The sequence below is a fragment of the Dyella sp. 01N448 genome, assembly GCF_056399225.1.
Window position 1 is genome coordinate 485,404 of the sequence record NZ_JBFTQX010000003.1, and the last position, 12,990, is coordinate 498,393.

Sequence of the window (12,990 nt, forward strand, 5' to 3'; positions counted from 1 at the left end):
GTCGGGGTGGTTGCCACGCCCCGACCGCTGCATGCGCTCAAGTGCCGTAATCGAGTTTCGGATACCAGTTGCCGCCGCGGCCCTCAGGCACGCAGTCAAGAATGGTCCAGATCGGCATAAGGTCAGGCGCGCCGCGCGGATCCTGGCCGGGGTCGGCGGTTTCTCCGCCCATTTCGCCGGCCCAGAACAGGCGGATATGGCCGTCGCGGCGCGTGAATACGCAGAAGGCTGGGATATCGCTGCCGTCGTCGGCGATGGCGCCGTAGTCGCGACTGAACTGGCCGTTGGCGTCCGAGTACAGCGGCAGATCGCGCCAGCCGCGTTCCTGCTTGAACGCAAGCAGGCGTTCGATCGGCGAGCGGGCAATCACGGCCAGCGCCACGCGTTGCTGGATGTCGCGTGCTTCGCCGTTCCATGCACCCAGCAGCGACGTGCACATCGGGCAGGGGCGCTCGCGCTGGGGGCCGAACATGTAGTTGTAGGTCACCAGGGTCTGCTTGTCGCCGAACAGGCCGGCGAAATCGACCGGGCCTTGCTCGCCGACAAACCGGTAGTCGCCCTGCACTTCGGGGCCGGGCGGCAGGGCGCGGCGTTGTTCGGCTACGCGCTCGATATGGCGGCGCAATTGGATTTCTTCGGCGAGCAAGGCATCACGGGCGTGACGGTAGGCCGCGCTTTCGCGGGCAAAGGTCACGCCGTTGCGCTTGACCAGTTCGGCAACGGGGACCAGGGTGGCGGCTGAAGTCATGGCGGATATCCTCGGGGCAGGCAGCGGAAGATGGGCGCAACGCATCCTCGCGGGCTGGGGCGAAGGTCGCGTCTAACTTCATGACGAACAGGCCCGGGCCAGATCGACATCGCCCGCGCGGCGGAGACAAAAACGGCCGGTCGATGCAAGTGGCCACTTTCACCCTGTTGTCACATACGCCCAGTGCCGTAGGCTGGGGGCTCGTTCAACGCTGCTGCCAGGACGTCTGCGCCATGGATCATCGGATTGTGTCGTTGCCTGCTTTCACGGTCGTCGGACTGGAGCACATCGCCCGCAGCCCGAACGGGATCGGGCCCTTGTGGGAGCGCTTCCTGCCGCGGGAACACGAGATCGGCCTGCGCTCGCAGCCCGGTGTGTCCTACGGCGTCTGCGCGCCACTGCCCGATGGCATGCTGCGATACGTGGCGGGCCTGCCGGTGGCCGATGACGCGCCGGTGCCCGAAGGCATGGTGAAATTCCAGGTGCCGGCGCAGAAGTACGGTGTGTTCACCCATCGCGGCGTGGCCACGCGCATCGGCGAAAGTTTCCAGACCATCCATACCCGCCTGCTGCCCAAGCTGGGCCTCAAGGCGCGTGCCGGCGTGGAATTCGAACGCTACGACGAGCGCTTCGTTTCGCCGGACGATCCGACGTCCGAGACCGATCTGTACATCCCGGTGGAATAAACGCTTAGGCGGCCAACTGGGTTCGCGGAAACGAGGCGAAGGCGTCGTTGAGCGTGACGCTGATCAGGTGAGCGAGCTCGGCGTAGTGGTTGGCGCGCGGCGTGCGGGCGCGCTTGGGGGCTTCCTCGAGCAGGTCGACCCAGCCCTGGGTGGTGGGACCCGCGGCGTTGGCAAACAGGCAGGCGCGCGGCGCATCGAGGAACACCCGCATCTCCACCCGCATGCACGCGGCCAGCGGCGCCGAGCCATCGGGTTCGATCAGGATGGACAGCGAGCGGTTGCCACGGCGGCGCAGCAAGCGCAGACATTCCTCCAGCTCGATCACCAGGTGGTGGCCATCGGGCAGGCACAGCTCGCCGTAGAACACGGCTTCCATCTCGTTGACGGCCTTGCGCACTTCATTCTCGATGCGGCCAAGGAAACCCACGCGCAGCTCATGCCGCGTGTAGTGAACGGGCATGGTGGAGACCTGCACCTCGTTCTTGCGCACCAGGGTGGAGTGATTGATGCGGGTGAAGCTCAGGCCCGCCGCCTCGTAGCTCTGCTTGGCGTTGGCGCCGCTGATGCCGGCGAAGGCTGCCCATGCGGCTTTGAGATACGGGATGTTGGGCGCGGTCTGCAGCATGGGTGTCCCGCCAGAAAGGGGTTGGTGTCACACCGTTGCCGGGGTGACACGGTGTTTATCGGCGCCTGGGCGCCAAACTTCAGTGGTCCGGAGGCTTGGGGCGGATCCTTTTCGATTGCCATGGCCAGACGCGCAAGGCCGATCCATGACCTTTGTCCTAGACGGTTGTCCACGGCCTCAAGGTATAAGTGCCACGACAACATTGAACGTCCACGCGGCGAGAGAGCGCCGCGTATTCACTGTGCCACCGCTGGGGAGAGAAACGCATGACCCGTTTGACGCTACGGCCGTTGCTGACGGCCTGCCTGCTGGCTTGCATGGGCAGCGCCCTGGGTGCCGATGGCACTGGCCATGAGGACGCCGGCCTGTTGGGCTTCACCAGCGACGGCGCGGCGGCCCAGAAGAGCCTGGAGCAACGCTTTGATGCCTTGCTCGATCCGGCCGACCAGCGCGAGTGGCTCAAGCAGATGTCCTCTGCTCCCAACCAGGTGGGATCGCCGCACGACAAGGCCAATGCGGAATTCATGCTGGCCAAGTTCAAGGAGTGGGGCTGGGACGCCCATATCGAAACCTTCAACGTGCTCTATCCCACGCCCAAGAAAGTGGCGCTGGAACTGAAGGGCCCGCACCCGTTCACCGCCAAGCTGCACGAGCCGGCAGTGGCAGGCGATGCCACCTCCAGCATCAAGGACGGCGTGCTGCCGCCGTACAACGTCTATGGCGGCGACGGCGATGTGAGCGCGCCGCTGGTCTACGTGAACTACGGCATGCCCGACGACTACAAGGACCTCGCCCGCCGTGGCATCGACGTGCGCGGGAAGATCGTCATTGCGCGCTACGGTGCGGGTTGGCGCGGCCTCAAGCCCAAACTGGCGCAGGAACACGGTGCCGTGGGCTGCCTGATCTATTCCGACCCGCATGAGGACGGATATGCCGCAGGCGACACCTATCCGCATGGCGGCTGGCGTCCGGAAGATGGCGTGCAGCGCGGCTCGGTGGCCGACATGCAGCAGTATCCCGGTGATCCGCTCACCCCCGGCATCGGTTCCACCGACGATGCCAAGCGTCTGTCGCTGAGCGAAGCGAAGACCATCCTCAAGATTCCGGTATTGCCGATTTCCTATGCCGATGCCACGCCGCTGCTGAAGTCACTCAGCGGACCGGTGGCGCCGGGCGGATGGCGCGGTTCGCTGCCGATCACCTATCACATGGGGCCGAGTACGGCGCCGGTGCATTTGACGGTGCAGTCCGATTGGGGCCAGAAGCCGGTATACGACGTGATCGCCACCATCAAGGGTTCCACCGAGCCCGATCGCTGGATCGTGCGCGGCAACCATCACGACGGCTGGGTTTTCGGCGCCTGGGATCCGCTGGCAGGCAATGTCGCCCTGCTGGCCGAAGCCAAGGCCATCGGCGCGCTCTACAAGCAGGGCTGGCGCCCGCAGCGCACACTCGTCTATGCCAGCTGGGATGGTGAAGAAGCCGGCCTGCTCGGCTCCACCGAATGGGCGGAAACCCATGCCGACGAGTTGCAGCAGAAGGCCGTGCTCTATCTCAACTCCGATACCAACAGCCGCGGTTTTCTCGATGCCGGCGGCAGCCATTCCTACCAGCATCTGGTGAACCAGGTGGCTGCAGGCGTGACCGATCCGGAGACCAAGGGCAGCGTGCTCGAACGCATGCGTGCGCACATGATGGTCAGCGGCGCCGCCAAAGACGCCAAGCCCGAAACCAAGGAGGCCGCCAAGCTCGCCGCGGCCGGTGGCGACGTGCCGATCAGTGCGCTTGGTTCGGGTTCCGATTACAGCGCCTTCCTCGAACACCTGGGCATTGCATCGCTGGACCTGGGCTTCAGCGGCGAGGAAGACAACGAGGGCGTCTATCACTCGGCGTACGACTCCTTCGATCACTACGTGCGCTTCGGCGATCCCGATTTCCAGTACGGCGTGGCGCTGTCCAAGGTCGCAGGTCATATCGTGCTGCGCACCGCGGACGCCACCGTGCTGCCGATGCGCTTTGAGGACTTCAGCGACACGCTCAATCGCTATGTGGAGCAGTTGCATCAACTGGTCGCCGATACACGCAAGGACACCGAGCAGCAACATCAGTTGCTGGACAAGCACGCCTATGCACTGGTATCCGATCCCACCCGGCCGCAGCTGGCGCCCGAGCGCGATAGCGATGTGCCGGAGATCAAACTCGCACCGCTGGACGATGCGACGCGCAAGCTGAGAAAGAGCGCACAGGCCTTCGAAGCCGCCTACAGCCAGCGCGCCGCGGCTGGCTTCAACCTGCCCGCCGCTCAACAGCAGCAGCTCAATGCGTTGATGGGGAAGATGGAGCAGTCGCTGACCAGCGCTGCCGGTCTGCCGGCGCGTCCCTGGTTCCGCCACATGATCTACGCGCCGGGCATGCTCACCGGCTATGGCGTGAAAACGGTACCTGGCGTGCGCGAGGCGATCGAGGGACGTCGCTGGGAGGAGGCCAACCAGTACGCGCAGGCCACCGCCAAGATTTTGGATGGCTACCGCGAACAGCTGGACAAAATCACCGCGATGCTGAAGAAGTCGTAACCCCCTGTAGGAGCGCACTTGTGCGCGACCACCCGGCAAAGCGGCCGCCCTCCAGGCGGCGGTCGCGCACAGGGTGCGCTCCTACACGGATGGAGCGACAGCTGCGCCGTCCAGATAGCCGATCTTTTTGTGCCTGGGCAGCTGCTTGATTTCCCATTCCGCACGCGACGCTGCCGCGCGATTTTCATAGGCACGCGAACCGATCAAGCGCAGCGGAGGGTGCGAACGCGTATAGCGCGCGCCCTTGCCGCTCACGTGCGCCTGGTAGCGCGCCTCAAGATCGTTGGTGATGCCGGCGTAGTAGGTGCCGTCACGGCATTCGATCAGGTAGAGAAGCCAGGGGCCTGTGGAGCGGGGCATGAGGTCTGCATTCGTGGGCAACGCCGGCACGTCATCCTACGTGCATGGCGACGGGGCGGTCGAGCCCCGGCGACGCAGGGCCATCAGGTTTCGGTGGGATCCAGATGGAAGGTTTCCACCCGGCCGACGCCCGCAAGCACGTTCTGCACCTGGGGACGCGCAATCACATCGCGCCATCGCCGCAGACGTTCGGTGTCCATGGGCGTGGTGCGGATGTCGGCATATATCTGCATATCGTCCAGCGCCTGGCTTCGCCATTCCTCGTTCTTGAGGCGTTCGATCAGCAGGTCGACCGCCTCGTCCAGATGGTTGCTCAGCAACAATGCCGCCTGCCAGGTGGTGATGGCGTCCTTGCGGTGCTCACGCATATAGGTCAAATGCATGCTGATGGCCGCCTGGTCCTGTTGGACGATGGCCGCTTCCAGTCGCACGATCTCCAATTGCATGCGCCCATAGGGGCTCATGCTGCCCAGCTCCTGCACGGTGCTGAGTGCTTCGCCGGGACGCTTCAGGTCGGCATACAACTGGCCAAGGTTGATGATCTGGCTCACGTTCATGCCGCCGTCTTCGGGGCGGCGGGCGGCACGCTGCCACTGTTCCACCGCCTCGTCCCAACGCCCGAGTCGGGCCAGTGCACGCGAGCGTTCGTCGAGCAGCCAGATGTACTGCTTGTCGAAATCCTCGTAGGTCGCGCTGCCGTTGCCATCCTGCGTCTTGGCGATCACCGCATCGGCGAGCGCCAACACTTCGTCGTAGCGCCGAGCGCTCAGCAGCAGCGATTGCAGGCGCACCGTCGGACGAAGCTTGTGTGGAGTGGACTGCATCTGTGCCCGTGCGCTGTCGATTTCACGGGCCAGCATGCGATCGACGTCGTAGTGCTTCTGATCGGCGCGAGTCAGCGCATCGAAGCGTTTGTCCACGCGCATGGACAGCACGGTGCGGGCCGAGTCGATGCGTGCGGCCGCCGCTGCCGCCTGCCTGGTGTGGCCATTGGCCAGCTGGAGCGTGGCGAGGTCCTGCCATAACTCGTTGGGCTCGCCGTCCGAGTCTTTCCATCGCGCATCGAATAGCGCCTGCAAATAAGCGAGTCGCTGCGAAGCATGGTTGCCATCCATCAACTCACGTTCGATGGTGATCACGGCGCGCTCGTTGATGTCACCGAGTTTGTCCGGCCATCGCTGCGCAATCGTCGTGACGCAGACGGCGCTATCGGCATAGTCCTTGAGTGCATAGGCACTGCTCAGCCGGGTGAACCAGGCCTCGCCGTCGGCTTCAGGCAGGGCGGTCGCGCGCACCAGATACCCATAGGCCTTCTTGTGCTCGCCCTGCTCCTCGGCAATGGCGCCAGCCATCAGCTGCGCGGCATAGCGAATCTTTTCCGGCAATCGCTCGAAGTCCTCTTGCTGCAGTACCTGGTCGACCGCCTGCGTGGCGGCTTTCAGATTGTTGCTGCCGATGTAGATCATGGCGACGCGCAGGTTTTCCTTCGCGGCATCGGTACTCTGGGCGGTGCTGACGGGCGGTGCCGGCGGCTTGCTGGTGGTGGATGCTGAGGCGCCACTGGCGATGGCCAGCAGCGTGCAGAAGACGGCTGTTTTGCGCATGAAGACTCCCCCCGGTGTCAACGGCAAATGTGCCCGAAGACGAGGGACGTGGCGACTCCGCAAGAGCCGTCCTCTAAGTGCGCTGGCCACCGTCGCGGGAGGCCACAGCCATCAAGGGGAAAGCCGGGTCCTGGCGAACAGGGCGATGATCCAGCCGAACAGCAGCATCGCCGCGAGGTTGGCCACGAAGCTGAAGACGCTGAAGTGCGGCACCTTGTGCAAGGCGGACAATGGCACGACCACGTAATTCATCACCGCAAACACCACGACGCCGTAGGCTATGCCCCAGATGGGCCACTGCCGCGTGGCGGCCACGCGGCGGCCCACGAGCAGCACGAACACGGCTGCGATCACCAGCGACATGGCCCATTGCAGCAGCATGCCCAGCGCCGCTTCCGTTGGGCCGCCTGCGAGCGCGCCCTTGCCGAGCAAGCCGGCTGCGATGTATTTGAGGATCACGACGGGGCTGAAACCGCTGATGAGCGAGGCGGCGCCGATGTCCAGCGTGCCGGCGACCACGCCACCCCAGAGGATGGCTGTGAGCAGGGGATGACGCGAGCGAGTCATGGTGTTCTCCGTGGCGTCTGGCGCCGCTACTCTAAACGCATACAGGCCGGCGGGCGACATGACTCTTTGCAGGGTCGCCGGCCACTACCAACCGGGCGAAATCGATAGCATCGATCCATGTTGTTTTCCGACTCCACGGCAGCACCCGCCCAAACCCTGGTGGCTGATTTGCGCGACTACCCGCATTGGCGCCGGGGGCGCCTGCGCTACGGCGTCTGGATCGTTCCCGTGGTCGATACGGAACTGCTCGAGTACATCCGGGTCGCGCGCAACCAGTTGGCGGACTTGCTGCATCCGAGCCCGCGTCGACAGGCGCATCTGACGGTATTCGTCTGCGGCTTTCATGGCGAAGGAGAGCGTGACGACGATTTTCCCCTGCAACGGCTCGGGCAGCAGGTGGCTCTGCTTGAGGCAGACGCAGGTGTCGCGTGCAGCCTGCCTCTCGCAAGAGTGGACAGCTTCGCCAGCGCTGCCTTCATTCCCGTGGGCGATCCCATGGGACGACTGGCGAGGTGGCGGGGTGTCCTGGGGGAATGCAGCGCCGAAATCAGGCAGTCGCCCTATGTCGCGCACATCACCCTGGGTTTGTATCGCCGCTGCGTATCCGCGGCTGAACTGCGGCAACGGCTGGATGATGTCAGGGCGCCACCTCCCTCGCTGCAGGCCAGCGAGCTCCAGTACGTCACCTACGACGCTCGCGATCAACTTGGGCCATTGCAATGCGTTCGCCGTGTTGCGCTCGAAGATGCACAGGAACCCGCCCGCAGCGCGCAATAGAAAAGCGCGGCACGACGATTGCCGTGCCGCGTCTCGTTGGTGCAGCGGTGGATCAGCTATGCGCGCTTGAAGTAGCCCCAGCCGGTACGCTCTTGCTCGCCTTGCCGCCCTTGTGAGGGCCGGCGCCCTTCGGGCCGCCGGCGGGGTTGCGATACATCGCATCGGCAATCTGCTTTTGCTCAGGCGAGAGCGCGCTATACAGATCGCTGAAGGAGGAAGAGAGCTTCTTCATATTGTCCGCATGCGTCTCGGTGAGATCGGCATAGGACTTCATGGCGTCGGCAGCGCTCATGGTCGGCAGCTTCTGCGCGCGTTCGCGGAACGCCTCGTCGGCCTTGCGTGCGTTGTCGCGCATGGTCTGCGCGAAGGCATCCCAGGGCTTGGCCTGCTGGTCGGTGATCTTCAGTTGCGCGTGCAGGTCAGCAATGCGCCGCTCGACCGCATCAGCGTGTTTCTGCCCATGGTCCTGCGCACCCGGCGGCGTGGCCGTGGGCAATTTCTGCGCGGCAGGCGCGGTGGTTGGTGCGGCTTGTTGCGCCCATGCGGGAGCGGCCACCAGCGCAAAGGACACCAGCGCCGGCAGGGTCAAACTGCGAAGAGTGGTTTTCATCGTCGGAGTTCCTGTGCAGTGGATGGCGGCAGCGTTCTAGTAGCCGTCGTTGTAATAGACGACACCCGGCGGCGGCGGTGGCGGCGGCGAGGTGTAAATTACCGTCGGCGGCGGCTGCGGCGTATTGGCGTTGGAGATCGCTACGCCTGCGGCCACGCCGAGCAGGGCGCCGGCAACCACGGCTCCGCCATTGTCGTAATGGTCGTAGTGGTCATGGTGATAGTCGTAGTGATTGTCGTAATGACTGTGATAATCGTGGTGGTCGTAATGCGGCGGCGGGCCATGGTGGTACTGCGCCAGCGCCGGCAGCGGCAGCGCCATCCAGGCCACAGCCATCGCGGCGGCGGCAAGCTTGTGATGTAGTGCGATGGACGAGTGGTGTTTCATCTACGTTCCCTCCGGCCGTGCGGCGGTGGTGTCGCACGTGGGAAGCGTAGGTCTGGCCATGTGCACGCCAGCACAATACGTCGCCGCATTTTCATACGACTTTGGGAACGGTTTGCTTATGTCGCTGCCGCGTGACATTTGCGTTGTCACGACAGCGACGAGGACGCCGCAACGTCCTCGCCGGTGTTGATGCTAGCGCGTGGATACGAAGTCGATCTTCTCCAGGCCTGCGCGTTTGGCCGCCGAGATCACGCTGGCCACAGACTGATAGGGCGCACCATCGGCGGGATCAAGCTGCAGTCGCGGCGGTTCGCCCTGGTGCGCGGCGATCGCCAGTTGCGATGACAGCATCGCGGCATCGATCGGCACATCGTTCCAGGTCATCGAGCCGTCCACCTGGATCGACAACCGTACCGCTTCGGACGTCGCGGCGTGGTTGCTGCGGCCCGGCTGCGGCAGGTCGAGTTTCAACTTGTGGGTGAGTACGGGCGAGGTGATCATCGTGATGACCAGCAGCACCAGCAGCACATCCACCAGTGGCGTCACGTTGATCTGGGCGAGCGGAGCATCGGAAACACGTGCAGAGAAAGCCATACTTCCTCCTTACCGCGTGAATGGCATCGATGTGGGACGCCGGACCTGGGGATGAGCCGGCGGGACCAGATTACTCCCGACGGCCGGGTGTCGCGCAAGTAGGGTCGTCGTGTGCGGTATCGTGTACCGCTAGCCCCACGTCGTGTCTGCATGAACCGCCCATCTTCTTCCGATCGCCAGCCTGATCTGCTGGGTGGCCACACCCCGCCGCAAGTCCACCGCCTGTTCTTCGCCCTGATGCCGGACGCTGCCGTGGCTCAACGCATCGAGGCCGCGGCTGCGCGGGTGGCGGCCGAGCAGCATCTGCATGCGCGCATGATCCGCTCGTCGCGCTATCACGCCACGCTGCATTTCCTTGGCGATCACCCAATGTTGCGCGAAGACATCGCCAAGGCGGCGATGGCGGCCGGGGCCAAGGTGCAGGCCCAGCCCTTTGAGCTGGTGCTGGATTCGGCGGCGGCCTTCCATGGTCGCGAACCACCTTGCGTGCTGCGCTGCTTGCACATACCCGAAGGCCTGCAGCGACTGTGGAATGACCTCCAACAGACGTTGTCGCTGGCCGGCCTGGGGCGACACCTGTCACGCCAGTTCACCCCGCATGTGACCTTTGCCTATAGCCGGGGCCGCCTGCCGGAGCCCATGGCGATCGCGCCGATCAGCTGGCGCGTGGAAGGATTTTCGTTGGTGCACAGTGTCGTTGGCGGCGGTGACTACCGGATCTTGGACACCTGGCGGTTCCGGGCACCATAGCCCGCGGGCCATGGCGCGCCGCAGGATGCCGTGCGGCCGGGTAACACGACATACTCACGGCTCCTTCCGACGCCGGTGAGATGCCCATGTTGAAACCCTTGCTCGCTACTGTGCTGACCTGCTCGGTCGCGCTTCCCGTCATGGCTGCCGCGCCGAACGCCAACCAGGCGCAGGCGCGTGACATCTTCAGTCACCTGATCGCGTTCAAGACGGAGATCGGGCAGGGGCAGGTGCCGGTGATGGCGAACTACCTCGCCGACCAGTTCCGCGCGGCGGGTTTCCCCGATGCGGATATCCATATCATCCCGCACGGCGAGACGGCGGCGATGGTGGTGCGTTATCGCGGCAACGGCACCGGCGGCAAGCCCATCGCGCTGATGGCGCATATGGACGTGGTCACCGCCAAGCCGGAAGACTGGCAGCGCGACCCGTTCAAGCTGATCGAAGAAAACGGTTATTTCTACGGGCGCGGCACCGAAGACATCAAGAGCGGCGTCACCGTGCTCGCGGCGAACTTCATCCAGCTCAAGAAGGCCGGCTTCGTGCCCACGCGCGACCTCATCATCGTCTACACGGGCGATGAGGAAACCTCGCAGGACACCATGGACGACCTGGTGAAGAATCATCGCGACCTGGTCGATGCGGAGTTCGCGCTCAATACCGATGCCGGCGGCGGCGAGCTCGGCGAAGACGGCAAGCCGCTCGTGTTCGGCCTGCAAACGGCTGAGAAAGCCTATGCGGATTTCGAACTCACCACGCGCAACGCGGGCGGTCACAGTTCGCTGCCGCGTGCCGACAACGCCATCTATGAACTGGCGGACGCGCTGAAGAAAGTGCAGGGTTATCAGTTTCCGGTGATGTGGAACGACACCACCATCGCCTCGTTCAAGGCACTTGGCGCAACCACGCAAGGCAAAGTGGGGCAGGCCATGCGCGACTTCGCCAAGGACCCGCATGACGCCAACGCAGCGAGCGTGCTGGCGGCCGATCCTACTGAAGTGGGCAAGACGCGGACCACCTGCGTCGCCACCATGCTGCGCGGTGGTCACGCCGATAACGCCTTGCCGCAATCGGCCACCGCCAATATCAACTGCCGCATCTTCCCTGGCGTGTCCATCGAGACGGTGCGCAAGACGTTGGCCGATCAGGTGGGTCCCAAGGTAGAGGTCAACCTGATCGGCAAGGCGGTTTCCAGCGATGCCTCGCCGCTGCGTCCGGATGTGGTTGCGGCCGTGACCAAGGCGGTGCATGCCATTCGTCCGGGCGTGGCGATCACGCCGGTGCAGGAATCGGGCGCCACCGATGGCATCTACTTCCGCGCAGCAGGCATCCCGACCTATGGCGTGAACGGCATGTTCATGAAGAACAGCGACGCGTTCGCGCATGGCCTCAACGAGCGCGTGCCGGTGAAGTCGTTCTATGACGACGTGACCTATTGGCACGTGCTGCTCACCACGTTGGCGGGTCCGGCGGTCGGCAAATAACGCGACCTGGGACCGTGCCGAAACTCCTGCAGCGGTTTATGCTGAGGGGGCGCAAACTAGCGCCCCCAATACCCAACTGAAAACGGAGTTCGTCATGCGTCCGACCGTCCTTGCAGTGCTGGTAGCTCTTGCTTTCCCTGTCACCGCGGCGCTGGCGACCCCGCCGGCGCCAGCCGAGGTCCCCTCGTACGTCACCGCCGCGGTCAACGATCCCGCGCGCAAGGACGACACCGTCAACGATGATCGCCGCAAGATCGCCGATCTGATGGCCTTCGCCGAGGTCAAGCCGGGCCAGTCGGTCGTCGACCTGATTCCCGGCAGCGGTTACTTCACGCGCGTGTTCAGCGGCGTGGTCGGCCCCCAGGGCAAGGTCTTCGCCGTGTGGCCCAACGAATACGGCAAGGAAGCGCAGTCGGATGTGCAGGCTTCCAAGGCGCTGGTAGCCAACCCGCATTACGCCAATGTCGGTGTACTGATGGTGCCGGCCAAGGAGTTCAAGACGCCGGTCAAGGTTGACCTCGTCTTCACGTCGCAGAACTACCACGACTACCCGGACAAGTTCATGGGCAACGTCGATCCGGTGACCTTCGACAAGCAGGTGTTCGATTCGCTCAAGCCCGGCGGCCTGTTCGTGGTGGTCGATCATGTCGCCGAAGCCGGTTCGGGGATGCGCGACACCGACACCTTGCATCGCATCGATCCGGCCATCGTCAAGAAGCAGGTCGAGTCCGTGGGCTTTGTGTTCGACGGCGAAAGCGACGTGCTGCGCAATCCCAAAGACCCGCACAACATCAAGGTATTCGACAAGTCGATCCGTGGTCATACCGACCAGTTCGTCTATCGTTTCCGCAAGCCCGGCTGACTCTGAGCGGTACTTACGATTTGACTGATTTACAGCAAACCACCGTAACGGAGGGCGCGAACGCGCCCTCCGACGATCCACCACCCACTCCGCCGCAACGCCCCGACGACGAAGACTGCTGCGGCCAGGGCTGCGTGCCCTGCATCTTCGATTTCTACGATGAAGCCATGGGCAAATACCGCGAAGCGCTGGCGGCGTGGAAAGAGCGGCATCCGCTGCATTCGCCCGATTGATTGTCGCGGTACCGCGAGGCCGTACTGTTGTGGGAGCGCACCCTGTGCGCGACTGCCTCAGTGTTGATCATTCGCCTGGCGATGATCGACGGGCGGGGGGCGCTGATAAATTGCTGTCGCGCACAGGGTG

General features: G+C 64.3%; 15 protein-coding genes. 7 read left to right on the forward strand and 8 right to left on the reverse strand.

Annotated elements, in window-relative coordinates; all coding sequences use genetic code 11:
• Positions 1–37 precede the first annotated feature (37 nt).
• A complete protein-coding gene (locus AC1DKY_RS06295; protein WP_441604224.1) occupies positions 38–748 on the reverse strand; it encodes a DUF899 family protein in 711 nt (236 codons plus the stop codon).
• Positions 749–981: 233 nt separating this feature from the next.
• On the opposite strand from AC1DKY_RS06295, the gene AC1DKY_RS06300 reads away from it, so the two are divergent.
• Entirely contained in the window at positions 982–1,434 is a 453-nt protein-coding gene (locus tag AC1DKY_RS06300) for a GyrI-like domain-containing protein (RefSeq protein ID WP_441604223.1), read from the forward strand.
• 4 nt (positions 1,435–1,438) lie between these two features.
• Here the strand turns inward: AC1DKY_RS06300 and AC1DKY_RS06305 are convergent, their stop codons facing one another.
• A complete protein-coding gene (locus tag AC1DKY_RS06305; protein ID WP_441604222.1) occupies positions 1,439–2,059 on the reverse strand; it encodes a hypothetical protein in 621 nt (206 codons plus the stop codon).
• A 266-nt stretch (positions 2,060–2,325) separates the two neighbouring features.
• On the opposite strand from AC1DKY_RS06305, the gene AC1DKY_RS06310 reads away from it, so the two are divergent.
• Positions 2,326–4,632, forward strand: a complete 2,307-nt coding sequence (locus AC1DKY_RS06310; protein ID WP_441604221.1) for a transferrin receptor-like dimerization domain-containing protein — start codon at positions 2,326–2,328, stop codon at positions 4,630–4,632.
• A gap of 81 nt (positions 4,633–4,713) precedes the next feature.
• Here the strand turns inward: AC1DKY_RS06310 and AC1DKY_RS06315 are convergent, their stop codons facing one another.
• From AC1DKY_RS06315 to AC1DKY_RS06325, 3 genes are all read right to left on the reverse strand, one after another.
• Positions 4,714–4,992 carry a GIY-YIG nuclease family protein gene (locus AC1DKY_RS06315; RefSeq protein ID WP_441604220.1) on the reverse strand — a complete coding sequence of 93 codons (279 nt, stop codon included), beginning with the start codon at positions 4,990–4,992 and terminating at the stop codon, positions 4,714–4,716.
• A gap of 83 nt (positions 4,993–5,075) precedes the next feature.
• On the reverse strand, positions 5,076–6,596 hold the full coding sequence (locus AC1DKY_RS06320; protein ID WP_441604219.1) for a tetratricopeptide repeat protein: 1,521 nt from the start codon (positions 6,594–6,596) through the stop codon (positions 5,076–5,078).
• Between the two features lie 111 nt (positions 6,597–6,707).
• Positions 6,708–7,163: a hypothetical protein gene (locus tag AC1DKY_RS06325; protein ID WP_441604218.1), complete on the reverse strand. Its 456-nt coding sequence runs from the start codon at positions 7,161–7,163 to the stop codon at positions 6,708–6,710.
• Positions 7,164–7,331: 168 nt separating this feature from the next.
• On the opposite strand from AC1DKY_RS06325, the gene AC1DKY_RS06330 reads away from it, so the two are divergent.
• Positions 7,332–7,940, forward strand: a complete 609-nt coding sequence (locus tag AC1DKY_RS06330) for a 2'-5' RNA ligase family protein (RefSeq protein WP_441604217.1) — start codon at positions 7,332–7,334, stop codon at positions 7,938–7,940.
• 52 nt (positions 7,941–7,992) lie between these two features.
• Here the strand turns inward: AC1DKY_RS06330 and AC1DKY_RS06335 are convergent, their stop codons facing one another.
• The 3 genes from AC1DKY_RS06335 to AC1DKY_RS06345 form a co-directional block, all read right to left on the reverse strand.
• The gene (locus tag AC1DKY_RS06335) at positions 7,993–8,550 is read right to left on the reverse strand and encodes a Spy/CpxP family protein refolding chaperone (RefSeq protein ID WP_441604216.1); all 558 of its coding nucleotides are present in this window, start codon (positions 8,548–8,550) and stop codon (positions 7,993–7,995) included.
• A gap of 36 nt (positions 8,551–8,586) precedes the next feature.
• Positions 8,587–8,937, reverse strand: a complete 351-nt coding sequence (locus AC1DKY_RS06340; RefSeq protein ID WP_441604215.1) for a hypothetical protein — start codon at positions 8,935–8,937, stop codon at positions 8,587–8,589.
• 192 nt (positions 8,938–9,129) lie between these two features.
• A complete protein-coding gene (locus AC1DKY_RS06345; RefSeq protein ID WP_441604214.1) occupies positions 9,130–9,531 on the reverse strand; it encodes an ExbD/TolR family protein in 402 nt (133 codons plus the stop codon).
• 150 nt (positions 9,532–9,681) lie between these two features.
• Between AC1DKY_RS06345 and thpR the strand changes: the two genes are divergently transcribed.
• The 4 genes from thpR (at position 9,682) to AC1DKY_RS06365 (ending at position 12,860) form a co-directional block, all read left to right on the forward strand.
• On the forward strand, positions 9,682–10,281 hold the full coding sequence (gene thpR, locus AC1DKY_RS06350) for an RNA 2',3'-cyclic phosphodiesterase (protein ID WP_441604213.1): 600 nt from the start codon (positions 9,682–9,684) through the stop codon (positions 10,279–10,281).
• 86 nt (positions 10,282–10,367) lie between these two features.
• Positions 10,368–11,765 carry a M20/M25/M40 family metallo-hydrolase gene (locus tag AC1DKY_RS06355; RefSeq protein ID WP_441604212.1) on the forward strand — a complete coding sequence of 466 codons (1,398 nt, stop codon included), beginning with the start codon at positions 10,368–10,370 and terminating at the stop codon, positions 11,763–11,765.
• Positions 11,766–11,859: 94 nt separating this feature from the next.
• Positions 11,860–12,627 carry a class I SAM-dependent methyltransferase gene (locus tag AC1DKY_RS06360; RefSeq protein ID WP_441604211.1) on the forward strand — a complete coding sequence of 256 codons (768 nt, stop codon included), beginning with the start codon at positions 11,860–11,862 and terminating at the stop codon, positions 12,625–12,627.
• A gap of 20 nt (positions 12,628–12,647) precedes the next feature.
• A complete protein-coding gene (locus tag AC1DKY_RS06365) occupies positions 12,648–12,860 on the forward strand; it encodes an oxidoreductase-like domain-containing protein (protein WP_441604210.1) in 213 nt (70 codons plus the stop codon).
• Positions 12,861–12,990 lie beyond the last annotated feature (130 nt).